The organism is Curtobacterium citreum (assembly GCF_006715175.1).
In the GTDB taxonomy this organism is placed as follows: domain Bacteria; phylum Actinomycetota; class Actinomycetes; order Actinomycetales; family Microbacteriaceae; genus Curtobacterium; species Curtobacterium citreum.
In genome coordinates this window covers 1,648,787-1,671,298 of sequence record NZ_VFMQ01000001.1, presented here as the reverse complement: position 1 = coordinate 1,671,298, position 22,512 = coordinate 1,648,787, and the positions used below count along the sequence as shown (strand labels likewise).

General features: G+C 72.2%; 22 protein-coding genes. 3 read left to right on the top strand and 19 right to left on the bottom strand.

All coding sequences use genetic code 11. The features are described from left to right. Nucleotides 1–76 precede the first annotated feature (76 nt). Entirely contained in the window at nt 77–1,462 is a 1,386-nt protein-coding gene (locus tag FB462_RS07900; protein WP_058742435.1) for a glycine--tRNA ligase, read from the bottom strand. Between the two features lie 87 nt (nt 1,463–1,549). Beyond that, the gene (locus FB462_RS07895) at nt 1,550–2,623 is read right to left on the bottom strand and encodes an aminotransferase class V-fold PLP-dependent enzyme (RefSeq protein ID WP_141861214.1); all 1,074 of its coding nucleotides are present in this window, start codon (nt 2,621–2,623) and stop codon (nt 1,550–1,552) included. A gap of 70 nt (nt 2,624–2,693) precedes the next feature. Between FB462_RS07895 and FB462_RS07890 the strand changes: the two genes are divergently transcribed. Beyond that, on the top strand, nt 2,694–3,734 hold the full coding sequence (locus FB462_RS07890; protein ID WP_141861212.1) for a LysR family transcriptional regulator: 1,041 nt from the start codon (nt 2,694–2,696) through the stop codon (nt 3,732–3,734). Nucleotides 3,735–3,791: 57 nt separating this feature from the next. Here the strand turns inward: FB462_RS07890 and FB462_RS07885 are convergent, their stop codons facing one another. From FB462_RS07885 to hrcA, 15 genes are all read right to left on the bottom strand, one after another. Further along, a complete protein-coding gene (locus tag FB462_RS07885) occupies nt 3,792–4,589 on the bottom strand; it encodes an isoprenyl transferase (RefSeq protein ID WP_058742438.1) in 798 nt (265 codons plus the stop codon). Then, the gene (recO, locus tag FB462_RS07880) at nt 4,586–5,434 is read right to left on the bottom strand and encodes a DNA repair protein RecO (RefSeq protein WP_141861209.1); all 849 of its coding nucleotides are present in this window, start codon (nt 5,432–5,434) and stop codon (nt 4,586–4,588) included. Before recO ends, FB462_RS07885 begins: the two co-directional genes overlap by 4 nt. Before the next feature lie 297 nt (nt 5,435–5,731). Continuing rightward, nucleotides 5,732–7,501 carry a 2-isopropylmalate synthase gene (gene leuA / locus FB462_RS07875; protein ID WP_141861207.1) on the bottom strand — a complete coding sequence of 590 codons (1,770 nt, stop codon included), beginning with the start codon at nt 7,499–7,501 and terminating at the stop codon, nt 5,732–5,734. Between the two features lie 245 nt (nt 7,502–7,746). After that, entirely contained in the window at nt 7,747–9,147 is a 1,401-nt protein-coding gene (locus FB462_RS07870) for an ABC transporter permease (protein ID WP_141861205.1), read from the bottom strand. Continuing rightward, nucleotides 9,144–9,896 carry an ABC transporter ATP-binding protein gene (locus FB462_RS07865; protein ID WP_141861203.1) on the bottom strand — a complete coding sequence of 251 codons (753 nt, stop codon included), beginning with the start codon at nt 9,894–9,896 and terminating at the stop codon, nt 9,144–9,146. The genes FB462_RS07870 and FB462_RS07865 overlap by 4 nt, the downstream gene beginning before the upstream one ends. Nucleotides 9,897–10,008: 112 nt before the next feature. Next, nucleotides 10,009–10,698, bottom strand: coding sequence for a response regulator (locus FB462_RS07860; protein ID WP_141861201.1), 690 nt, complete (start codon nt 10,696–10,698; stop codon nt 10,009–10,011). Further along, nucleotides 10,695–11,933, bottom strand: coding sequence for a sensor histidine kinase (locus FB462_RS07855; RefSeq protein WP_141861199.1), 1,239 nt, complete (start codon nt 11,931–11,933; stop codon nt 10,695–10,697). Before FB462_RS07855 ends, FB462_RS07860 begins: the two co-directional genes overlap by 4 nt. A gap of 56 nt (nt 11,934–11,989) precedes the next feature. Continuing rightward, complete coding sequence (gene era / locus FB462_RS07850) at nt 11,990–12,928, bottom strand: GTPase Era (RefSeq protein WP_058742445.1); 939 nt, start codon at nt 12,926–12,928, stop codon at nt 11,990–11,992. Continuing rightward, entirely contained in the window at nt 12,925–14,247 is a 1,323-nt protein-coding gene (locus tag FB462_RS07845; RefSeq protein WP_141861197.1) for a hemolysin family protein, read from the bottom strand. Before FB462_RS07845 ends, era begins: the two co-directional genes overlap by 4 nt. Before the next feature lie 4 nt (nt 14,248–14,251). After that, the gene (gene ybeY / locus FB462_RS07840) at nt 14,252–14,713 is read right to left on the bottom strand and encodes an rRNA maturation RNase YbeY (RefSeq protein WP_058742447.1); all 462 of its coding nucleotides are present in this window, start codon (nt 14,711–14,713) and stop codon (nt 14,252–14,254) included. Next, nucleotides 14,710–15,771, bottom strand: coding sequence for a PhoH family protein (locus tag FB462_RS07835; protein ID WP_229666903.1), 1,062 nt, complete (start codon nt 15,769–15,771; stop codon nt 14,710–14,712). The genes ybeY and FB462_RS07835 overlap by 4 nt, the downstream gene beginning before the upstream one ends. 67 nt (nt 15,772–15,838) lie before the next feature. Then, nucleotides 15,839–16,195, bottom strand: coding sequence for a histidine triad nucleotide-binding protein (locus FB462_RS07830; RefSeq protein ID WP_058742449.1), 357 nt, complete (start codon nt 16,193–16,195; stop codon nt 15,839–15,841). Nucleotides 16,196–16,244: 49 nt separating this feature from the next. Continuing rightward, on the bottom strand, nt 16,245–17,018 hold the full coding sequence (locus FB462_RS07825; protein WP_141861195.1) for a 16S rRNA (uracil(1498)-N(3))-methyltransferase: 774 nt from the start codon (nt 17,016–17,018) through the stop codon (nt 16,245–16,247). Beyond that, nucleotides 17,018–18,127, bottom strand: a complete 1,110-nt coding sequence (gene dnaJ / locus FB462_RS07820; RefSeq protein WP_141861193.1) for a molecular chaperone DnaJ — start codon at nt 18,125–18,127, stop codon at nt 17,018–17,020. Before dnaJ ends, FB462_RS07825 begins: the two co-directional genes overlap by 1 nt. A 108-nt stretch (nt 18,128–18,235) precedes the next feature. Beyond that, nucleotides 18,236–19,258, bottom strand: a complete 1,023-nt coding sequence (gene hrcA, locus FB462_RS07815) for a heat-inducible transcriptional repressor HrcA (RefSeq protein WP_058742452.1) — start codon at nt 19,256–19,258, stop codon at nt 18,236–18,238. A 109-nt stretch (nt 19,259–19,367) separates the two neighbouring features. On the opposite strand from hrcA, the gene FB462_RS07810 reads away from it, so the two are divergent. Next, the gene (locus FB462_RS07810) at nt 19,368–19,799 is read left to right on the top strand and encodes a DUF4870 domain-containing protein (protein WP_229666891.1); all 432 of its coding nucleotides are present in this window, start codon (nt 19,368–19,370) and stop codon (nt 19,797–19,799) included. A 20-nt stretch (nt 19,800–19,819) separates the two neighbouring features. Here the strand turns inward: FB462_RS07810 and hemW are convergent, their stop codons facing one another. Next, nucleotides 19,820–21,055 (bottom strand): radical SAM family heme chaperone HemW, encoded by a 1,236-nt coding sequence (hemW, locus tag FB462_RS07805; protein ID WP_141861191.1) that lies wholly within the window; start codon nt 21,053–21,055, stop codon nt 19,820–19,822. Nucleotides 21,056–21,084: 29 nt separating this feature from the next. Here hemW and FB462_RS07800 point away from each other — a divergent pair, with 29 nt between their 5' ends. Further along, entirely contained in the window at nt 21,085–21,777 is a 693-nt protein-coding gene (locus FB462_RS07800) for an HAD family hydrolase (protein WP_167510043.1), read from the top strand. Between the two features lie 45 nt (nt 21,778–21,822). On the opposite strand, the gene FB462_RS07795 is transcribed toward FB462_RS07800, so the two are convergent. Then, nucleotides 21,823–22,470 carry a DUF1990 family protein gene (locus FB462_RS07795; RefSeq protein ID WP_058742454.1) on the bottom strand — a complete coding sequence of 216 codons (648 nt, stop codon included), beginning with the start codon at nt 22,468–22,470 and terminating at the stop codon, nt 21,823–21,825. Between the last annotated feature and the right edge of the window lie 42 nt (nt 22,471–22,512).

Below are 22,512 nucleotides of genomic sequence, written 5' to 3'. Positions count from 1 at the left end.
GACGACAACGCGGCCACAGCCCGGGTATTCCCGGGCCGTGGCCGCGTGTGTCTGTCCGTCGGTCGGGCGGTCGGTGCTACGCGCCGAGCAGCCGCTGCGCCAGGTAGCCCTGCAGCTGGTCGAGGGACACGCGCTCCTGTGCCATGGTGTCGCGCTCGCGGACCGTCACGGCCCGGTCGTCGAGCGTGTCGAAGTCGACCGTGATGCAGAACGGCGTACCGATCTCGTCGTGGCGACGGTAGCGACGACCGATCGCACCGGCGTCGTCGAAGTCGACGTTCCAGTGCTTGCGGAGGTCGTCGGCGAGCCCACGGGCGACCGGCGAGAGCTGCTCGTTGCGCGACAGCGGCAGGACCGCGGCCTTGACCGGGGCGAGCCGCGGGTCCAGGCGCAGGACGGTGCGCTTGTCGACGCCGCCCTTCGCGTTCGGGGCCTCGTCCTCGTGGTAGGCGTCGAGCAGGAACGCCATGAGCGCACGGGTGAGCCCGAACGACGGCTCGATGACGTACGGCACGTACTTCTCGTTGGCGGCCTGGTCGAAGAACCGGAGGTCCTTGCCCGAGGACTCGATGTGGTTGTTGAGGTCGAAGTCGGTGCGGTTCGCGACGCCCATGAGCTCGCCCCACTCGGACCCGGCGAAGCCGAAGCGGTACTCGATGTCGGCCGTGGCGTCGGAGTAGTGTGCGCGCTCCCCGTCCGGCACGTCGAACCGGCGGAGGTTCTCCGGGTCGATGCCGAGGTCGGTGAAGAACGCGACCGAGTCGGCGATCCACTGCTCGTAGTGGGTGTCGACGTCGGCCGGCGGCACGAAGTACTCGATCTCCATCTGCTCGAACTCGCGGGTCCGGAAGATGAAGTTGCCGGGCGTGATCTCGTTGCGGAACGCCTTGCCGACCTGGCCGATGCCGAACGGGGGCTTCATGCGGCTCGTCGTGACGACCTGCGCGAAGTCGACGAAGATGCCCTGCGCGGTCTCGGGGCGCAGGAAGTTCAGGCCTTCTTCGGACTCGACCGGGCCGAGGTACGTCTTGAGCATCCCGGAGAACTCACGGGGCTCGGTCCACTCGCCGCGGGTGCCGCAGTTCGGGCAGGCGATCTCCGCCATGCCACCCTCGGGGTCGCGGCCCTTCTTGGCGACGAAGGCCTCGACCAGGTGGTCCTCGCGGAAGCGGTGGTGGCAGTGCAGGCACTCGACGAGCGGGTCGGTGAAGGTCGCGACGTGGCCGGAGGCCTCCCACACCTTGCGCGGCAGGATGACGGCCGAGTCCAGGCCGACCATGTCGCCACGGCCGCGGACGAACCGCTGCCACCACTGGCGCTTGATGTTCTCCTTGAGTTCGACACCGAGGGGCCCGTAGTCCCACGCGGAGCGCGATCCGCCGTAGATCTCCCCCGACTGGAAGACGAAGCCGCGGCCCTTGGCCAGGGCGATGACGCTGTCGAGACGGGAGGACGGTGCCAAGAGGGACTCCTGTGGTCGCCGGACTGGGTGCCCGGGTCGGAACGGTACCCGGCAAGCGTACCGGCCCGTCGAGCGGGGGCGGACGGGCTACCGCACGCTGTGGACGAGCGGCCGCTCCACCGGTCGGAAGCTGCCAAGTCCCCCGAGCACCGCGACGACGCGATCGACGTCCTCGGCGTCGTTCCACAGGTGGAAGGCGAGCCGCAGCCGCCCGGCCCGGCCGCTCGCGGTGACCCCGGCGTCCGCCAGTGCGCGGAGCGCCGTGCCGTCAGGGTCCGGGAACGTCGTGATCGCCTGCCCGGGTCGGGGCCTCCCGAGCGCGTCGGCGAGCCGGTCCGCGAGACCGGTGGCGTGCCTCCAGGCCGAGGCCGCGTCGACGGACGCGAGGTGCCGCAGGGCGGCGACCGCCCCGGGCCAGGCCTGCCAGGCCGGGGAGACGTCGAAGCGACGGGCGTCGTCGGCGAGCCGCATGTCGGGTCCGTAGCACGAGGACCACACGTCGGCGCCCGCGTACCAGCCCGCCTGCACGGGCCGGAGCTCCGCGAGCGCGCGGTCCGAGAACGTCGCGAACGCGACCCCGCGCGGCGCGCAGAGCCACTTGTAGGCGTGCGTCACGGTGACGTCGAAGGGTGCCGCGTCGACGGGGAGCACTCCGGCTGCCTGCGTGAGGTCGCACAGCGTCAGGGCGCCGACCGCCCGGGCCGCGGCGAGCACGGGCGCCGGGTCGGTCACCACGCCGGAGGCGGACTGCACGGCGGACCACGCGACGAGTCGGGTGCCCGGGCGCACGGCGTCGGCGAGGTCCGCGAGCGGGACGCTCCGCACCCGGACCCCGCGGTGGGCCTGGGCGAGGAACGGGAAGACGACGGAGCTGAAGTCCCCGTCGGGGACGACGACCTCGGCGCCGTCGGGCAGCGAGGCGGCCACGACGGCGACCATCGCCGACGTCTGCGAGCCGGTGGCGACCCGCGCCCGGTCGACGCCGACGATCCCCGCGAACAGTTCGCGGCCCTGTTCGACGAGTGCGCCGTAGCCGGTCGGGGTCGTCGCCGCCCGGGACCACGCGTCGAGGTCCGCGCGCTGGGCGGTGAGCGTGCCGAGCGTCGGCAGCCCGGCGGTGCAGGCGGCGAGGTACCCGGTGCCGTCGACGAAGGAGTCCATGCGTCCAGCGTCGACGGCGGGCGGCCATCACACCAGGGCAGCTTTCTTCGGCACCCCATAACATCGTGTTGTGGACGACCTCGACCCCCAGCTGCTCCGTGTGCTCCGTGCCGTCCGCGACGCCGGGTCGATCAGCCGCGCCGCGAACGTCCTCGGGTACAGCCAGCCGGCCGTCAGCCAGCTCCTGGCGCGGGCCGAGCGTCGGCTGGGCCACGAGCTCGTGCTGCGCGGGGGAACCGGCGGGAGCGCCGGGCCCGGCGGGAGCGCCGGGCCCGGTGGCAGCGCCGGCACCGGCGTCGGCGGTCGCGGCGGGCCCGCGGGTCGTGGTGGGCGCGGCGCCACCCTCACCGAGGCCGGTGCGGTGCTCGCCGGCCACGCGCAGGCGGTCGAGTCCGCGCTGGCCGCCGCACGCGAGGACCTGGACGCCGTCGGCGGACTCGCACGCGGACGGGTGCGGTTCGCCGGGTTCCCGAGTGCCTCGTCCACCCTGGTGCCCGCCGTGCTCGCCACGCTCGCGGCGGACCACCCCGGGGTCGTGACCTCGTACGTGGAGGCCGAACCGCCCGAGGCCGTCGAGCTCGTCCGCCGCGGCGAGGTCGACGTCGCCCTGGTCTTCTCGCACGCCTTCGTCGAGCCCGCCGACGACACCACCACGGACCCGATGCTCCGCACCCGGGCGCTCGGACGCGACCCGCTCGCACTCGTGACGCCGGGCCCGGGCGGTGGCGACGGAACACTTCCGGTCGATTGGTCCGGCGGGAGCGTCGCGGACCTCGCCGACCACCGCGAGGCGCGCTGGATCGGCGGCTGCCCGCGCTGCCGGGGACACCTGCTCGCCTCGTGCGCCGCCTCCGGGTTCACCCCGGAGATCGTGCTCGAGACCGACAACGCTGCGGCGGTCGTCGGGCTCGTCGCGGCCGGCCTCGGGGTGGCGCTCCTGCCCCGGCTCGCGCTCGTGTCGACCGTCATCCCGGCCGGCGTCGCCGTCACCCCCGCCGAGGACGACCTGGCCAGGCGGGTCGAGGTGGTCGTCGCGCGCGGGGCGGACCGGGTGCCGAGCGTCCGCGCCGCGCTCGACGCGGTCCGTGGGGCGGCGCACCTGCTCGACTGACGGGGCTGGTCGGTGTCGGACGGGAGGATCGTGGCGGCGCCCGCCACGCGCCTCCGGTCAGGCGGTGGGTGCGTCGACGGCGCCGCCGTACCGGCGGTCCCGGCTCGCGTACTCCTCGATCGCGCCCCAGAGGTCCGTCCGCCGGAAGTCCGGCCAGAGCCGGTCGAGGAACACCATCTCGGCGTAGGCCGACTGCCAGAGCATGAAGTTCGAGGTGCGCTGTTCCCCCGAGCTCCGGAGGAACAGGTCGACGTCCGGCAGCTCCGGCACGTACAGCCGCTTCGCCAGGGCCTTCTCGGTGACCTGGCTCGGCTTCATCCGCCCGGCGGCGACGTCCTCGGCCATGCCGCGGACCGCGTCGACGATCTCGTTCCGGCCGCCGTAGTTCACGCACATCGTCAGCGTGAGACGAGCGTTGTCGGCCGTCATGCGCTCGGCGGTCTGCAGCTCGTCGACCACGCTCCGCCAGAGCCGCGGGCGCCGTCCGGCCCACCGGACCCGGACGCCCCAGGCGTGGAGCTGGTCCCGTCGGCGGTGGATGACCTCGCGGTTGAAGCCCATCAGGAAGCGGACCTCGTCCGGGGAGCGCTTCCAGTTCTCGGTCGAGAACGCGTACGCCGAGACGTGCTTGACGCCGATCTGGATGGCGCCGGCGACGACGTCGAGGAGCGAGGCCTCGCCCGCCTTGTGCCCCTCGACCCGCGTCAGTCCGCGCTGGTTCGCCCACCGGCCGTTGCCGTCCATCACGATCGCGACGTGCTCGGGCACGAACTGCGCGGGGATCGCGGGCGGCTGCTCCCCCGTCCAGTCGACGGGCTTCATCGGCTCGGACGCTGCTGACCGGCGTGGGCTCATGCAGGGGCTCCTTCGGGATCGGACGGCACGGTGTCGGTCGGCACGGGGACCGTGGGTGCCGGTGTCGCGGAGACCGCGGCGGGGACCCCACCCGGCGTCGGTGCGACCGGTGCCGGGTGCTCGCTGCGGTCGACGTGCGGCAGGGACCGGAGCGATCGTTCCAGGTGCCACTGGGCGTACGCCGCCACCACGCCGGAGGCCCGGGAGCGCGTCCGTTCGTCCGCGACGTCCACGGTCGCCCAGTCGCCCGCGAGCAGGGCTCCGAGCAGGCCGAGCGTGTCGATGTCCAGGCGCGGGGTGCCGGGCGGCGCCGCCCGGTCGGCCACGACGCCGCCGAGTTGCACGACGAAGGCGGTGTGCGGCCCGGGCTCCCCGGTCACCGCGCAGTCGCCGAACGAGGGCGCCCAACCCGCGATGCTCATCGCCCGAAGCAGGTAGGAGTCGAGCGTCGCGCTCGTGACGTGCTCGCGACGGGACAGCGAGCGCAGCGCCCCGACGAGCAGCAGGTACTGCTGCAGCCCGGCGTCCGCCTCGCTCAGGCGGTCGGCGGTCTCGACCATCGCACTCGCGGCCGTGTACGCGCCGTAGTCGGCGACGATCTGGGCACCGTACGACCCGAGGCTCTCGGCCTGCGTGACGATGTCGAGCGTGCGGCCCTCGTAGAACTGCGCGTCGACGACCATGAACGGCTCGAGCCGAGACCCGAACTTCGACGCGGTACGCCGGACGCCCTTCGCGACGGCCCGGATCTTGCCGTGCTGCCGGGAGAGCATCGTGACGATGCGGTCGGCTTCACCGAGCTTGTGGGTGCGCAACACGACGCACTCGTCCCGGTACAGCGGCATCGCACCAGTATCCCCCGCCCCGCCGACAGCCGGGTGCGGGGGCGCTGCCCGTTCCGTGCGTGGGAGACCGATCCGCGCGTCGGAGACCGATCCGCGCGTCGGAGACCGATCCGCGCGTCGGAGACCGCGAGTTCCGTCCTCCTGTGAGCGATCCGTCGTCCCATGTCGGTTGCGATGGGACGGAACGCACCACGCGACGGCGAGCGCGACGGGTCGGGACGGCACCACGGACGGGAGGCGCGGTGCGGGTCGGACCCGCACCGCGCCTCCCGTCAGGTGGTCGCGCTGAGCGCGCGGTTACGCGGAGACCAGCTCCGGCGCGCCGGACGCGGCCCCGGCGCGGACCGCGCGGTTGACCGCCGAGACGATCGCCTTGAGGGAGGCCGTCGCGATGTCTGCGTCGATGCCGACGCCCCACAGGCGGACGCCGTCGACGTCGAGCTCGACGTACGAGGCGGCCTGCGCGTCACCCGAGGCGCTCATCGTGTGCTCCGAGTAGTCGTACAGCGTCACGGCCACGCCCTGGTCGCGCATCACCGACAGGAACGCGTCGATCGGCCCGGTCCCGACCGCCTGCGCTTCGACCGACCCCTCGTCGACGCGCATCGCGACCGAGAGCTTCGTCGTGCCGTCGAAGTCGCTCGACGTCGCCGTCTTCGTGATCTCGTAGCGACCCCACTTGTCCTCGTCCGTGGTCGCGGGCAGGTACTCGTCGCGGAACAGGTCCCAGATGCGCTCCGACGAGAACTCGCCGCCCTCGGAGTCGGTGCGCTGTTGCACGACACCGGAGAACTCGATCTGCAGCTTGCGGGGCAGGTCGATCGCGTGGTCGGTCTTGAGCAGGTAGGCAACACCGCCCTTGCCGGACTGCGAGTTGACGCGGATGACGGCCTCGTACGACCGGCCGATGTCCTTCGGGTCGACCGGCAGGTACGGCACCGCCCAGGCGATCTCGTCGACGGTCGTGCCGGCCGCCTCGGCCTTCGCCTGCATGGCGTCGAAGCCCTTCTTGATGGCGTCCTGGTGCGACCCGCTGAAGGCGGTGTACACGAGGTCGCCCGCCCAGGGCTGACGCTCGGGCACCGGCAGCTGGTTGCAGTACTCGACCGTCCGCTTCACCTGGTCGATGTCGCTGAAGTCGATCTCGGGGTCGATGCCCTGGGTGAACAGGTTCATGCCGAGGGCGACGAGGTCCACGTTGCCGGTGCGCTCCCCGTTGCCGAACAGGCAGCCCTCGATGCGGTCGGCGCCGGCCATGTAGCCGAGCTCCGCAGCGGCGACGGCCGTCCCGCGGTCGTTGTGCGGGTGCAGCGAGAGGATGACGTCCGCACGGTGGTCGAGGTTCCGCGACATCCACTCGATCGAGTCGGCGTAGACGTTCGGCGTCGCCATCTCGACGGTGGCGGGCAGGTTGATGATGACCTTGCGATCAGGGGTCGGCTCGAAGACCTCGAGCACGGCGTTGCAGATCCGGACCGCGACCTCGAGCTCGGTGCCCGTGTAGGACTCCGGTGAGTACTCGTAGAACACCGTCGTGTCGTGCTGCAGCGCCGCCTCGGCCGCCTTGCACATCCGCGCGCCCTCCACCGCGATGTCCACGACACCCTGCACGTCCGTCCGGAAGACGACCTCGCGCTGCACGATCGACGTCGAGTTGTACAGGTGCACGATCGCCTGCTTGGCACCGTCGATCGCCTCGTACGTGCGGGTGATGAGGTGCTCGCGGGCCTGCGTGAGGACCTGGATCGTGACGTCGTCGGGGATGGCTCCGTCGTCGATGAGCGACCGGACGAAGTCGAAGTCGGTCTGCGAGGCGCTCGGGAACCCGACCTCGATCTCCTTGTAGCCCATCCGGACGAGCAGGTCGAACATCGCCCGCTTGCGCTCGGAGTCCATCGGGTCGATCAGGGCCTGGTTGCCGTCCCGGAGGTCGACCGCGCACCACCGCGGTGCACGGTCGATGCGCTTCGTCGGCCAGGTGCGGTCGGGCAGCTCGACCGCGATCTGCTCGTGGAACGGGACGTACTTGTGGATGGGCATCCCGGAGGGGCGCTGCGTGTTCTGCATCGGTTCGTCGCTTTCGTCGTCAGGTGTGTGTCAGGCCACGACGGACTCCGCGACGAGGTGGGCCGTTGTGTCAGGCCTCGTCGCGGCAGCGAAGGAGGAGGAGTGCCGGATACATCACCGCCACCGTAGCACTGGTACACCAGCGCGGTGCAAGTGCGTGACGCTGCCGGCGCCCGGGCCTGGGTGCTGCAGTCCTGGCCCGGGCGCTGCTGTCCGGGCACTGCTGCCCGGGCCAGGTGCCGTGCTCAGTCGACGGCGAGCGCCTCGGTCGGCGGGACCCGCATCGCCCGTCGGACCGGCGCGACGGTCGCGACCACCGCCAGGACGAGTGCCCCGACGACGACCACGGCGACGGTACCGAGCGGCAGCACGGGCGGCACGACGGTGCCGATCGAGCCGAGGAGCGTCTGCCCGCCGACCCAGCCGTAGCAGGTGCCGAGCACGAGTCCGGTCACGACCGCCGCGACGACCATCTGCACGGCCTCGGTCACGATCATCCGCCGGACCTGCGCCCCGGTGAGCCCGAGCACACGGAGCAGACCGAGCTCACGGCGACGCTGGAGCACGCCGAGGGCGAGGGCGTTCACGACCCCGACCGCGGCGATCACGGCGGAGAACCCGACGATCACGCTGACGACAGCGTTGAGCTGCACGAAGAAGTCGCGCTGCGCCTGCAGGACCTCGGGCGTCATCGTGCCGTCGTCCATCGCGGAGAGCTGCTGCTCGAGCACGTGCTGCATGATCCCGAGCGCGACCGCGAACGTCACGAGGAGCGTCACGCCGATGACGAGTCCGATCGTGGCACGCGAGGCCCGCCCGGGCGCCCGCATCGCGTTCCGACCGGCGAGGAGCACCACGGGGTCGCGGGAGCCGATCCGTCCGATCAGCTGCAGGACCGGCGGCATCACGATGGTCGCTCCGACGGCGACGCCCGCGAAGGACACGAAGCCGCCGAGGGCAGCAGGCAGGACCGCGAACGGCGAGCTCACGCTGACGCCCAGCCCGAGCAGCATCAGCAGCGCGCCCGCGGCCATGAGCAGGATCGCCCACACCTTCCGCGCAGTGCCGGACCGGACGTCCTCGTGCGCGGGTTCGACACTCGACGACAGCGCCTGGAGCGGGGTCATCGTCAGGACGCGCCGCGACCCGGCGGCGAAGGCACCCCAGGTCGCGAGGACGACGGCGACGAGCGGCAGGACGAGCTCCCACGGGACGAGGGTGTACGCCGTGTCCGGCAGGAAGCCGTTCCCGCGCAGCACCGCGACGAACACGACCGACAGCCCGGTCCCCACGACGACACCGATCGCACCGCCGAGCGCGCCGACGAGCAGCCCGGTCCGGGTGATGCGGGCGCGGAGCGTGGCGCCCGTGGCACCGACGAGCCGCTGCAGCGCGATGATGCGCGTCTGGCCGGCGATGAGGGTGGCGCAGGTGTTGGCCGTGACGATCGCCCCGACGTACAGGGCGATGCCGAGGAAGAGCCAGCCGATCACCGCGAGGATCGCCTTGACCGGACCGAGGTCGCTCAACCCCGCCGCGGCCATCGCCTGGGTCACGACGCCCGGTGCGATCACGAGCGCCGAGCCGAAGGTGGTGCCGAGCGCCGCGACGAGCACGGTGGGCGCGAAGGCGCGGAGGCCGCTCATGCTGCCGCCTCCATCCCGAGCATCGTGGCGGAGATGTCCGACGCGGTCATCGCCGGACGGTCGTCCACGATGCGGCCGTCGGCGAGGAACAGGATGCGGTCGGCGTTCGCCGCCGCGACGGGGTCGTGCGTGACCATGACGACGCTCTGCCCCCACTCCTGCACGGCGCCACGGAGGATCCCGAGCACGTCGCGCCCGGTCCGCGAGTCGAGGGCTCCGGTCGGCTCGTCGGCGACGACGACGGCCGGACGCGAGGCCAGCGCCCGCGCGATCGCGACGCGCTGCTGCTGTCCGCCGGAGAGCTGGTGGGGACGGTGGCCCAGGCGGTTCCCGAGGCCGAGCATCTCGACCAGCCGGTCGATCCACGCCGACTCGTCCCGCGTGGGCTTCTGCCCACCGAGCAGGAACGGCAGGCGGATGTTCTCGGCGACGTCCAGGGTGGGCACGAGGTTGAACGACTGGAACACGAAGCCGAGACGGCGCCGACGCAGCTCGGTGAGCTCGCGGTCCGCCAGCCCGGTGATCTCGACCCCGTCGATGCTGATCCGCCCCGACGACACCACGTCGAGTCCGGCGGCGACGTGCATCAGTGTCGACTTGCCTGAGCCGGACGGACCCATCACGGCGGTGAACTCCCCCGCACCGATGTCGACGCTGACGTCGTCGAGGGCGGTGACCCGGCGCGCGGCGTCGCCGTAGTGCTTGGAGACGTGGTCGAGTCGGATGATCGGCGTCTGGTTGGTGGTCATGGCACCACCCTCCCGGTCGGGAGGCACGCCCCGCGTCGGTCCGTCGTCTCCTGTGGATCGTCCGCTCGGCTCGGTTCCCTGTGGAGGGGTCATCCTGTCGGATGACGGTCGGTCACTCCGCCTTCGGCACGAGCCCGTGCTCGTGCGCGAACACCACGAGCCGCACGCGGTCCCGGAGGTCGAGCTTCGTCAGCACCCGCGAGATGTGCGTCTTCACGGTCGCCTCGCTGACGTACTCGTGCTGGGCGATCTCGCTGTTGCTGAACCCACGGGCCGCGAGGTCGAAGATCTCGCGCTCGCGCGGGGTCAGCTCGGCGAACGACGGCGGGACCGGCGCGGACTGTCCGGCGGTGTCGTCGTACCGGCGCAGGAGCTCGCGGGTGGCCGACGCGGCGAACACCGCGGTGCCGGCGTGCACCGTGCGGACGGCGGCGAGCAGGAACTCGGGGTCGGCGTCCTTCAGGACGAAGCCGCTGGCCCCCGCGCGGATCGCCTTCGCCGCGGCCTCGTCGAAGTCGAACGTGGTCAGGACGAGGACCTTCGCGGCGTCCGGACCACTCTGCTCGACGATGCGGGACGTCGCGGTGATGCCGTCCATCACGGGCATCCGGACGTCCATGAGCACGACGTCCGCCCGGGTCCGGCGGACGAGCTCGACACCCGCTGCTCCGTCGCCCGCCTCGCCGACGAAGAGGAGGTCCGGCTGCGAGTCGACGAGCATCCGGATGCCCGTGCGGAAGAGCGCCTGGTCGTCGACGAGCGCGACACGGATCTGGGGGGCGGTGGCCGCGGTGGTGGTCATCGGGTGGTGCGCTCCTGCTGGGTCGAGGTGATCCGGTCGCGGGGCATCTGCCCGCTGGCCGGGACGGCGGGCATCCGGACCGCAACCGTGAAGTCGTCGCCGCGGGGTCCCGCGGTCATCGTGCCGCCGGTCATCGTCGCCCGTTCGCGCATCCCGACGAGCCCGTGCCCGGTGCCCGGGCCGCGGGTGCCGTCGTCGGCGCGCCGGTTCACCACGGTGATCTCGACGGTGTCCGGACGGTACGTCAGCGACGCGTGCACGGGGGCTCCGGGCTGGCCGTGCTTCCACGCGTTCGTCAGGCTCTCCTGGACGATGCGGTAGACCGCGAGCTGCGTGGTGGTGGGGAGCCGTCCGGGGTCGCCCTCGCGGTCGACGCGGACGTCCAGCCCGACGTCGCGCATCTCGCCGACGAGCTTCTCGATGTCGTCGACCTCCGGCGTCGGGGCGGTCCCCTGCTCGTGCCGGAGTGCCCCGAGGAGCTCACGGACGTCGCCGAGGGCTCCGCGCGCCGTGCTCGAGATGGTGCCGAGGGCCTGGTCCGCGATCGCGGGGTCGGCCTTGAGCGCGTACCGCGCCCCGTCCGCCTGGGCGATCACCACCGCGAGCGAGTGCGCCACGATGTCGTGCATGTCCCGGGCGATCCGGACCCGCTCCTGCTCGACGGCGACGGCGCGGTCGGCCCGGGCTGCGTCCCGCTCGGCGACGAGCTGCGCTTCGCGGCTCATGCTGGCGGACCGGCGCGTCCGGACCACGAGGCCGGCGAGCCACGGCAGCAGGAGGAGCAGGAGCGTGACGGCGAAGAACGAGATCGTCACCTGCAGGGACTCCTGCAGCGGCGTCGTCGCAGTGGCCTCGCCGACCCGCACCCCGTAGTCCGTGACCCCCTCGTAGAGCGCGGCCGTGACCGACCCGCCGATCGCGGACGCCAGCCCGAGGCCCCGGACCCGCGGACTGCCGTACGCGCTCGTCGTGTACATGATCGGCGCGATGAACAGGTTCGCGATGCTCGGCGTCTGGCCCGTGACCATCTGGAACGCCGCGAAGACCCATGCGATACCGAGGGCGAGCCCCGGGGAGAGTCGGCGGAACGCCAGCGCGGCGGTCAGTCCGACCACCGTCAGCCAGCTGACCGGGCCGTCCACCCCGCGCGTCGACACCACGAGCACGAGCAGCCCGAGCACCGACGCCGTGACGACGTCGGTGACGATCTGCGAGCGCAGCATGGGACGGAACACCACCCCACGGTACGTCCGGCCGGCCACGAGCGCGTCCGTCCGGCGGATGACGCGGGTCAGAACCCCAGGCGCCCGAGCTGCTTCGGGTCGCGCTGCCACTCCTTCGCGACCTTCACCCGGATGTTCAGGTACACGTGCCGGCCGCCCAGCAGGGACTCGATCTCGGCCCGGGCACGCGACCCGACGTCCTTGAGCCGCTCGCCGCCCCGGCCGATCACGATCGCCTTCTGGCTGTCCCGCTCGACGAACAGGTTCGCGAAGATGCGCAGCGGCCCGTCCGGGTCGTCCTCGTCGTCGGGTTCGACGACGTCCTCGACCACGACGGCCAGCGAGTGCGGGAGCTCGTCGCGGACGCCCTCGAGCGCGGCTTCCCGGATGAGCTCGGCGATGCGGTCCTCGTCGGTCTCCTCGGTGACGGTCGCGTCGTCGTAGAGCTGCGGCGACTCGGGCAGCAGCGAGGTGATCTCCCCGAGGAGCGCCTCGAGCTGCAGGCCCTTCGTGCCCGAGGTCGGGACGATGGCGTCCCAGTCGCGCAGCTTCGAGACCGCCAGGAGTTGCTCCCCCACGGTGTCCTTCGCGGTGCGGTCGATCTTCGTCACGATCGCGATCTTCTTCGCGCGCGGGTACTGGTCGAGCGACTCGTTGATCCAGCGGTCACCGGGGCCGATCGGTTCGTTCGCCGGCACGCAGAACCCGATCACGTCGACGTCGCCGAGCGTCGACTGCACCAGGTCGTTCAGCCGCTCGCCGAGGAGCGTCCGCGGCCGGTGCACGCCGGGGGTGTCGACGATGATGACCTGGCCGTCGGGTCGGTGCACGATGCCGCGGATCGCGCGCCGCGTGGTCTGCGGCTTCGACGACGTGATCGCCACCTTCTCGCCGACGAGCGCGTTGGTGAGCGTCGACTTGCCGACGTTCGGGCGACCGACGAACGACACGAAGCCGGCGCGGTAGGGGCGCTCGGGGGTCGTCGGTCCGGTCTCGGTGTCGGTCATGCGTTCGTGGTTCCCGTCGTGGTCGGTGTCGTGTCGTCGAGGGCGTCCTCGGCGTCCTGCAGCGCGGCGGTCCGCTCCGCGAGGACGGTGACCAGGTGGCGGCGCTTGCCCTCCACCCGGTCGGCGGTGAGCAGCAGACCGGACACGCTGACCTGCTCGCCGCTGGCCGGCAGTCGGCCGAGTTCCTTGGTGAGGAGTCCGCCGGCGGTGTCGACGTCGTCGTCCTCGAGCTCGATGCCGAACAGGTCGCCGAGCTCGTCGATCGGCAGCCGGGCCGCGATGCGCCAGACGCCGGGCTCGACCTCGGTGCGGTCGACGACGGTGCGGTCGTACTCGTCGGAGATGTCCCCGACGAGCTCCTCGATGAGGTCCTCCATCGTGACGAGCCCGGCGACCCCGCCGTACTCGTCCACGACCAGGACCAGGTGGTTCTTCGCGAGCTGCATGTGCCGGAGGGTGTCGTCGGCGTGCTTCGACTCCGGCACGAACTCGGCCGGACGCAGCAGCGTCGTCACGGGTTCCTGCCCGGCGCCCTGCCGCTCGTACAGCGCGCGGGACACGTCGCGCAGGTACAGCACCCCGAGGACGTCGTCGCTGTCCTTGCCGGTCACGGGCATGCGCGACACTCCGGCGACGAGGAACTGCTCCATCCCGGCCGCGAGGGTGTCGTCCCCGTCGACGGTCAGCATGTCGGTGCGCGGCACCATGACCTCACGCACGAGGGTGTCGCTGAACTCGAACACCGAGTGGATGAGCTCCCGGTCGTCCTGCTCGAGCACGTTGCTCTCGGTCGCCTCGTCGACGAGCGACAGCAGCTGCTCCTCGCTCGACACCGTCGACGCGCTGCGACCGCGTCCGGGCGTGACCCGGTCACCGATCGCGACGAGCAGCCCGGCGAGCGGACCGAGCACGATCCGGACACCGCGGACGAGCCCGCCGGTCGCGGCGATGAAGCGCTCGGCGTGCGCCCGCCCGACGCTGCGCGGACTGGACCCGACGAGCACGAACGAGACAGCGGTCATGATCGCCGCGGACACGATGAGCGCCACCCACCAGGTGTCGAACACCGTGACGAGTGCGATCGTCACGAGCACCGCGGCGGCGGTCTCGGCCAGGACCCGGACGAAGTTCAGGGCGTTGACGTGCGCGCCGACGTCGTCCGCGATCGCCTCGATCGCCCGACGGCGGCTGCTGTCCTTCGCGATCTCGTCGAGGTCGGCGCGGGACAGCACCGTGAGCGCTGCGTCGGACGCGGCCAGCAGACCACCGACGACGACGAGCACGAACGCCACCGCGAGCAGGACGGCGACGAGCACCATCAGGTCACCGCCCGCGCTGCTGGGCGGCGAACGCGGAGAGGATCTCGCCCTGGAGTCCGAACATCTCGGCCTTCTCCTCCGGCTCGGCGTGGTCGAACCCGAGCAGGTGCAGGATGCCGTGGCAGGTGAGGAGCAGCATCTCGTCGGTGCTCGTGTGCCCGGCGGTCTTCGCCTGCTCCGCCGCGACCTGCGGGCAGACGACGATGTCGCCGAGGAGTCCGGCGGGCGTCGGCTCGTCCTCGGTCCCTGGACGAAGCTCGTCCATCGGGAAGCTCAGCACGTCGGTCGGTCCGGGCTCGTCCATCCACCGGACGTGGAGCTGCTCCATGGCGCCCTCGTCGACGAGCACGATCGCGAGCTCCGCGTCCGCGTGGACGTGCATCGCGTCGAGCGCGAAGGCGGCGAGGCGCTGGATGGCTGCCTCGTCGACCTCGACGCCGGACTCGTTGTTGAGCTCGATGCTCACCGGTTGCCTCCTCGGGCGTCGTTCTGGGGGTACGGGGACTGCTGGCGGTCCTGCGGCGGCCGTCCCCGACGCTCGGCGCGGTTCGCTCCGGCGGGGTTGCCGGCGGGCGCGGTGCCCCGACCGCCGGGGCGGTGTCCGGCCTGCTCGGCGAGACGTTCCTCGTCGTAGACGGTGTAGGCGTCGACGATCCGGCCGACGAGCGTGTGGCGGACGACGTCCTCGCTGCCGAGCCGGGCGAAGTGGATGTCCTCGACGTCGCCGAGGATCCGCGTCACGAGCCGGAGCCCGGACAGGTTGCCGGGCAGGTCGACCTGGGTGATGTCGCCCGTGACGACCATCTTCGAGCCGAAGCCCAGGCGCGTGAGGAACATCTTCATCTGCTCGGGCGTGGTGTTCTGCGCCTCGTCGAGGATCACGAACGAGTCGTTGAGCGTCCGGCCGCGCATGTAGGCGAGCGGAGCGACCTCGACCGTGCCGGCGGCGAGGAGCTTCGGGACCAGCTCCGGGTCCATCATCTCGTTCAGCGCGTCGTACAGCGGGCGCAGGTAGGGGTCGATCTTGTCGGTCAGCGTGCCCGGCAGGAACCCGAGCCGCTCGCCGGCCTCGACCGCGGGGCGGGTCAGGATGATCCGGTTCACCTCGCGCCGCTGCAGGGCCTGGACCGCCTTGGCCATCGCCAGGTAGGTCTTGCCGGTACCGGCCGGACCGATGCCGAACGTGATGGTGTGCTCGTCGATGGCGTCGACGTAGGCACGCTGCCCGTCCGTCTTCGGACGCACCGACTTGCCGCGGCTCGAGACGATCGGGGTGCCGAACGTGTCCGAGGGCTTGCGGTCGTCGTCGAGCATCCGGGCGGAGACCGGGATGTCGGACGGCCCGATGTCCTGGCCGCGCCGGACCATCCCCACGAGCTCGTCGACGAGCGCGTGGGCGCGGGCGACGTCCCGCTCCGGGCCGGTCAGTGTCACCTCGTTGCCGCGGACCAGGACCCGCACGCCCGGGTACTGCCGTTCGACGGTCTTGAGCAGGCGGTCCTGGGGGCCGAGGAGCTGGACCATCGCGATGCCGTCGACCTGGATGTCGACGGTGACGTCCGACGGTTCGGCGTCGTGGTGGGCGGTCGTGTCAACCGGCAAGGAGGTTCCCTTCGTGCAGTTCGCCCGCGAGCACGTGCGCGTGCACGTGGAAGACGGTCTGGCCGGCGGCTTCGCCGGTGTTGAAGACGAGTCGGTACTGCCCACCCGCGCGCTCGTCGGCGATGCGCTGGGCGGTGGCGACGACGTGGGCCAACAGGTCCGGGTCGCCCGCGGCGAGGGCGCCGACGTCGCGGTACTGCTCGGTCTTCGGGATCACGAGCACGTGCACCGGGGCCTGCGGCGCGATGTCCTCGATCGCGATCACGCGGTCGTCCTCGGCCACGACGGTGGCGGGGATCTCGCGCGCGATGATCTTCGAGAAGACGCTCGGGGTGCTGGTGCTCATTGGTCCATCGTAGAACGCGGGTCCGACGCCGGGCCTTCCCGGTCCACCGCTACCAGCGTCCGAGCCGCGTCTGGAGGACGGCCAGGGCCGCCGGGCCCGCGGTGGAGGTGCGCAGCACCGTGTCGCCGAGCCGTACCCGCACCGCACCGGCGTGCTCGAGCCGGTCGAACTCGGCGCTGTCGATCCCGCCCTCCGGGCCGACCACCAGGACGATCTCGTCGACGTCCGACGGCGGTTCCCACGCCGACAGCCGCACCGCGCCCACCGGGTCCAGCACGACCAGCGCACGCCGAACCTCCTGGCCGACACCGGACGACGGGCCGACACCCGACGACGATGCCAGCTGCGCCGTCGTCACCGGTGCGTCCACCTCGGGGACGCGGGACCGGACGGCCTGCTTCGCGGCTTCCTGCGCGATCGCGGCCCATCGGGCCCGACCCTTCTCGACCTTCGCGCCGTCCCACCGCGACACGCTGCGCGTCGCCGCCCACGGGACGATGCGGTCGACCCCGATCTCGGTCGCGGCCTGCACCGCCATCTCGTCGCGGCCGCCCTTCGCGAGCGCCTGCACGAGCACGAGCGCCGGTCGGGGCGCCGACTCGACCGTGACGGCGTCGACGGTGAGCGTCAGCTCGTCGCGGCCCGTCGCGGTGACCGTCCCGGCCACCACCGTGCCGCGGCCGTCGGCGATGCGCAGGGCCTCGCCGACCCGGACCCGCGCGACCGACACGGCGTGCCGGCCCTCTGGACCGTCGAGGGTGACGGCGTCACCGACCCCGACGCCGTCGAGCGTGCCGGGGTCGACCAGGTGGAGGGAAGCCATCAGAAGTGCAGGAAGCGGTCGCGCAGCTTGCCGAACATGCCCTGCTGGAACCGGGCGAGCTGCGGCTTCGCGGCCTTGTGCGACTTCGCGAGCTGCTCGACGAGCTGGCGCTCCTTGTGCGAGAGCTTGGTCGGGGTGACGACCTGCACGCCGACGCGCAGGTCGCCGCGACCGTTGCCGCGGAGCTTGGTGACACCGCGGTCCTTGATCACGAGCACGTCGGCGCTCTGCACGCCCGGGCGCAGCTCGAGCTCGACCGGGCCGTCCAGACCGTCGATGGTCGTGTGCGCGCCGAGGATCGCGTCGGTCATCTGGACCTCGAGCGTCGCGAGCAGGTCGTCGCCGTCGCGGCTGAAGACGTCGTGGTGGCGGACCTTCACCTCGAGGTAGAGGTCACCCGAGGGGCCACCGGCCGGACCGACCTCGCCCTGACCGGGCATCTGCAGTCGGAGCCCGGTCTCGACGCCGGCGGGGACGTCCACCGGGATCGTGCGGCGCGCACGGACGCGGCCCTGGCCCTGGCAGGTCGGGCAGGGGCTCGGGATGACGGTGCCGTAGCCGCGGCAGGTGCCGCACGGGGCGCTCGTCACCACGTTGCCGAGGAGCGACCGGACCTGACGCTGGATGTGGCCGCTGCCGGCGCAGATGTCGCACGTGCGCGGGCTCGTGCCGGGTGCACAGCACGAGCCGTTGCAGGTCTCGCAGACGACGGCCGTGTCGACCTCGACGTCCTTGTGGGTGCCGAAGACGACCTCGTCGAGGTCGACCTCGATGCGCAGCAGGGCGTCCTGTCCACGCTCGGCCCGGCTGCGCGGGCCGCTGCCCCGCCCGCCACCGCCGCCGCCGAAGAACGCGTCGAAGATGTCGCTGAACCCGCCGGCGCCGCCACCGAAGGGGCTGTCCGCCTGCGGTCCGGCGTCGTACCGCCGCCGCTGCTCGGGGTCGCTCAGCACGTCGTACGCGTGCGTCACGTCCTTGAAGCGCTCGGCCGCGTCCGGGCTCGGGTTCACGTCCGGGTGCAGCTCGCGCGCGAGCCGGCGGTACGCCTTCTTGATGTCGGCATCGGAGGCGTCCTGCTGGACGCCGAGGACGTCGTAGTGGTCTGCCACGTATCCCTCAGTCGGTTCGGTCGGTGCGGCGTTCGCCGCCGGTCAGGTCGGTCTGGAGGCACGGATCACCCGGGCGGGGCGGCCTGTGCCCGTCGGGGGCCGGGTCCGTCAATGTTCGCCCAGGAGCTTGGACAGGTACCGTGCGACGGCGCGCACCGCGGCCATGTTCGTGCCGTAGTCCATCCGCGTCGGCCCGAGCACCCCGAGCCGCGCGACCTCGCCGCCGCCGGCCAGGTAGCCGCCCGCGACGATGCTCGTGGCGTCGAGCCCGTACTCGGCGTTCTCGGCGCCGATGCTCGCGGCGACCGCGACGTCGTCCACCTGCATCTCCCCGAAGAGCCGGAGCAGGGTGACCTGCTCCTCGATCGCCTCGAGCACGGGGAACAATCCGCCGGAGAAGTCGCGTTCGCTCTTCGCGAGGTTCGCCGCCCCCGCCATCACCAGGCGGTCCTGTCGGTTGGCCGCGACCTGCTCGATGAGCGTCGCGACGACGACACCGGCGAGCGTCTGGGCGTCGGGGCGGAGCTGCTGCGGGACCGCCCGGAGCGCCCGGGGTACGTCGTGCAGGAGCAACCCGACGGACGCGCCGTTGAGCACCGAACGCAGTTCACCGAGAGCTGCTTCGTCGAGCGGGACGTCGGTCTCGACGACGCGCTGCTCGACCCGGGCTGTGTCGGTGATGAGCACCACCATGAGCCGCGTGTCGCCGAGGCGGACGAGTTCGATGTGCTGCACCCGCGCGCGCACCATGGACGGGTACTGGACGAGTGCGACCTGGTTCGTGAGCTGGCTGAGCAGCCGGACGGTGCGGCCGAGGACCTCGTCGAGGTCGTTCGGGGTGCCGAGGAACGTCTCGATCGCGTGGCGCTGCGCGCTGGAAAGCGGGCGGGCGGCCGCGAGGTGGTCGACGAAGACCCGGTACCCCTTGTCGGTCGGCACCCGGCCCGACGAGGTGTGCGGGGCCACGATGAGCTGTTCGTCCTCGAGCAGGGCCATGTCGTTCCGGATCGTCGCGGCGCTCACCCCGAAGGCGTGCCGGTCGACGATCGACTTCGAGCCGACGGGCTCGCGCGACGCGACGTAGTCCCGCACGATGGCCTTGAGGACCTCGAGGGAGCGTTCGCTGACCATCCGGACCCCTTCCGTTCGATGCTGGCACTCGGACGTCTCGACTGCTGATCCTACGCCCGACCGCCGACGGACCGGGACCCGGGCGGGCCCCTCCCGCTACGCTCTGGGCATGAGCTACGGACAGCAGCCCGGAGGGCCCTACGACCAGCAGCCCGGGGGGCCGGCGAACCCCGGCGGACCGCAGTACCCGCAGGGGTACCAGGTCCCGCAGCCGATGTCGCCGGAGGACCAGCGGCTGTGGGCGACCCTGACGCACGTCGGCGGCATTTTCTTCAACTTCCTCGTGCCGTTGATCGCCTACCTGGTGCTCCGCGACCGCGGGTCGTTCATCAAGGAGCACACCCGCACGGCGCTGAACTTCCACATCACCGCGGCCATCGCGTACATCGTCGCGGGGCTGCTCTGCATCGTCCTGATCGGCTTCGTGCTGCTCCCGATCATCGGGGTGCTCGTCATCGTCTTCGCGATCATGGCGGCCATCGCAGCGAACCGTGGCGACCTCTACAAGTACCCGCTCACGATCGAGTTCATCAAGAACTAGGCCGCTCGAGCAGGACCAGGTCAGTCGAGCAGCTCGCGGACCACCGCGTCCGCGAGCAGCCGACCCTGCAGGGTCAGCTCGAGCCGCCCCCGCACCGCGGCCGGACCGTCCACGAGTCCGCGTGCGATGAGCCCGGCGACCCGCTCGCGTGCCGACGGTCGGAGCTCCGCCGTGGTGAGCTCGCCGCGGACCCGCGCGGCGAGCAGGACGCGCTCGACGTACCGGGTCTCGTCGTCGAGCGTCTCGCGGCCGGCGGCGGGTGACTCCCCCGCGAGCACCCGGTTCGCGTACGCGGCCGGGTGCTTCACGTTCCACCAGCGGGTGCCGGCCACCGCGGAGTGCGCGCCAGGTCCGATCCCCCACCAGTCGTGTCCCTTCCAGTACGACAGGTTGTGCCGGCTCGCGTGCTGCGCCGGACTGCCGTCCGCGTCCGCCCGGGCCCAGTTCGAGACCTCGTACCAGGTGTAGCCGGCGTCGCCGAGGACCCGGTCCGCCAGCTCGTACATGTCGGCGGCGAGGTCGTCGTCCGGGGCCGGGAGCTCGCCGCGGGACACCGCGCGGCCCATCGCCGTGCCCTCCTCGACGATGAGCGAGTACGCCGAGACGTGGTCGGGCCGGCACGCCAACGCCGCGTCGAGTGACGTCCGCCAGTCGTCCAGGGACTCGCCGGGCGTCGAGTAGATGAGGTCGAGCGAGACGTCGAGCCCGTGCTGCTTCGCGAGGTCGACGACGACGGGCACCCGTTCGGGGTCGTGCGTGCGGTCGAGCGTCGCGAGGACGTGCGGCACCGCGGACTGCATGCCGTAGCTCATCCGCGTGAAGCCCGCGCGCTGCAGGGTGCCGATCGCGTCCGCGTCGACGGAGTCCGGGTTCGCCTCGGTCGTGACCTCTGCCCCGAGCAGGATCCCCCACGTGTCGTCGATCGCCCGCAGGATCATCGCGAGGTCCGACGCAGGGAGCATCGTCGGGGTGCCGCCGCCGAAGAACACCGTGGAGACCGGTCGGCGCGGGACACCGGAGCGGTCGAGCACCTCGGCCGCCCAGGCGATCTCCTGCACCGCGTGGCCGGCGTAGTCGTCGCGGCGGACCCCGCGGAGCTCGGACGCCGTGTAGGTGTTGAAGTCGCAGTAGCCGCAGCGCACCCGGCAGAACGGCACGTGCACGTACACGCCGAAGGGGACGTCGCCCGCTCCGGGGCCGGGGATGATCAGGCCGTCCGACGGCGCGGGGTCGGCGATCGGCAGAGCACTCGGCATGGACTCCATTCTCGGTCATGATGGAGGGCATGGAGCACCACACCGTCCCCACCACGGTGCTGTGGGACATCGACGGCACCCTCGTGTTGAACGCCGTCTCGCCCGGCAACCTCTACCACCTCGCGCTCGAACGGGCCGTCGGTCGCGACCTCGCCCTGCGCGTCGGGCACCAGCACGGGCGCACCGACGCGGGGCTCATCGCCGAGCACGTCCGGGCGCACCACCTCGACGACGCGCTCATCCCCACCGTCACCGGGCACCTGCGGGACCTGACCGACGAGCGGCACCGGCGGGGTGACCGTCGTTCGCCCGCACCGGGGGCGACCGCGCTCGTGCAGCGGTTCGCCGCCCTGGGCTGGCGGAACGGGCTGCTCACCGGCAACTCCGAGCACCGGGCGCGCGTGAAGCTCGCCGGCGCCGGGTTCGCCGTGGACGCCTTCGACTGGGAGCACTCGTTCTTCGGCGACGAGGAGGTCGACCGGTCCGGCGTGACCGCGAGGGCCGCCGCCGCACTGGCGGGCACCCGCGCCGTGATCGTCGGGGACACCCCGCGGGACGGCGAGGCCGCGGACACCGCGGGGATTCCGTTCCTCGCCGTCGCGACCGGGGTCTACGACGTCGACGCCCTCCGCACGACCAACGCCGTCACGGTCGCGCGGGACTGCGTGCAGGACGCGGGGCTCATCGAGGACGCGATCGCCGCGCTCCCCCCGCTGCGGTAGCGCACCCGTCGCGGAGCGCGGCGTCAGTCGTCGCGCAGCGCAGGGTCAGTCGCCGCGCAGCGCCTCGAGGTACTTCGCCGCCATGACCTTCTGCTGCCGCTTGAGCAGCGGCGACAGGAAGCGCCACTTCGGGCTCGCCGGCTGCGAGAACTGCCGGACCTGCAGCCAGACCGACCCGTCGGCGGTGCGCTCGACCACGAACGACTCCTCGCCCGACAGCGGGTGTCCCTCGAGCGTGCCGTAGGCGAAGCCCTTGCGGTCGGTCTCGTCGATGATCGACACGACCCGGACCGGCGCGTGCACGGTCCGCCCGAACGCGTGCATCTCGAGCGTGGCCGTCGTGCCGGCCGTCAGGAGCGGTGTGCCGTCGGCCGCGAACTTCTCGACGCGCGGGGTCCCGATCGACGCCGGCGCGATCGGCACGCCCCGTTCGTCGAAGGTCACCGGGTTGTAGCGCACCTCGTCGTCGTCGGGCTGGTCCTCGACGCGCACCCGGATGCCGCTGCGCTCCTGGATCTGCCAGGACAGCGTCTGCGTGACGGCGGTCTCGAAGCGCTGGTCGCCGTGCCCGATCCGGGCCCGCGACTCCGCCGGGACGAAGCCCTCGGGCGGGTAGGTCATGAGGTCCGCCGCCTGGGTCGCGCCCACGGCGCCGTACGTCAGGGCGGTCCGGTAGCTGCCGCGGGAACTCATGCGGCAAGCCTACCCGGGCGGCTCGGGCGCACCCGCCCGCCC

Coding starts and splice junctions, on each gene's coding strand:
- FB462_RS07895 (WP_141861214.1), bottom strand. CDS start 2,623: ATGGACTCCTTCGTCGACGGCACCGGGTACCTCGCCGCCTGCACCGCC.
- FB462_RS07885 (WP_058742438.1), bottom strand. CDS start 4,589: ATGAGCCCACGCCGGTCAGCAGCGTCCGAGCCGATGAAGCCCGTCGAC.
- recO (WP_141861209.1), bottom strand. CDS start 5,434: ATGCCGCTGTACCGGGACGAGTGCGTCGTGTTGCGCACCCACAAGCTC.
- leuA (WP_141861207.1), bottom strand. CDS start 7,501: ATGCAGAACACGCAGCGCCCCTCCGGGATGCCCATCCACAAGTACGTC.
- FB462_RS07870 (WP_141861205.1), bottom strand. CDS start 9,147: ATGAGCGGCCTCCGCGCCTTCGCGCCCACCGTGCTCGTCGCGGCGCTC.
- FB462_RS07865 (WP_141861203.1), bottom strand. CDS start 9,896: ATGACCACCAACCAGACGCCGATCATCCGACTCGACCACGTCTCCAAG.
- FB462_RS07860 (WP_141861201.1), bottom strand. CDS start 10,698: ATGACCACCACCGCGGCCACCGCCCCCCAGATCCGTGTCGCGCTCGTC.
- era (WP_058742445.1), bottom strand. CDS start 12,928: ATGACCGACACCGAGACCGGACCGACGACCCCCGAGCGCCCCTACCGC.
- FB462_RS07845 (WP_141861197.1), bottom strand. CDS start 14,247: ATGGTGCTCGTCGCCGTCCTGCTCGCGGTGGCGTTCGTGCTCGTCGTC.
- FB462_RS07835 (WP_229666903.1), bottom strand. CDS start 15,771: ATGGTCCAGCTCCTCGGCCCCCAGGACCGCCTGCTCAAGACCGTCGAA.
- FB462_RS07830 (WP_058742449.1), bottom strand. CDS start 16,195: ATGAGCACCAGCACCCCGAGCGTCTTCTCGAAGATCATCGCGCGCGAG.
- FB462_RS07825 (WP_141861195.1), bottom strand. CDS start 17,018: ATGGCTTCCCTCCACCTGGTCGACCCCGGCACGCTCGACGGCGTCGGG.
- hrcA (WP_058742452.1), bottom strand. CDS start 19,258: ATGGTCAGCGAACGCTCCCTCGAGGTCCTCAAGGCCATCGTGCGGGAC.
- FB462_RS07810 (WP_229666891.1), top strand. CDS start 19,368: ATGAGCTACGGACAGCAGCCCGGAGGGCCCTACGACCAGCAGCCCGGG.
- hemW (WP_141861191.1), bottom strand. CDS start 21,055: ATGCCGAGTGCTCTGCCGATCGCCGACCCCGCGCCGTCGGACGGCCTG.
- FB462_RS07800 (WP_167510043.1), top strand. CDS start 21,085: ATGGAGCACCACACCGTCCCCACCACGGTGCTGTGGGACATCGACGGC.
- FB462_RS07795 (WP_058742454.1), bottom strand. CDS start 22,470: ATGAGTTCCCGCGGCAGCTACCGGACCGCCCTGACGTACGGCGCCGTG.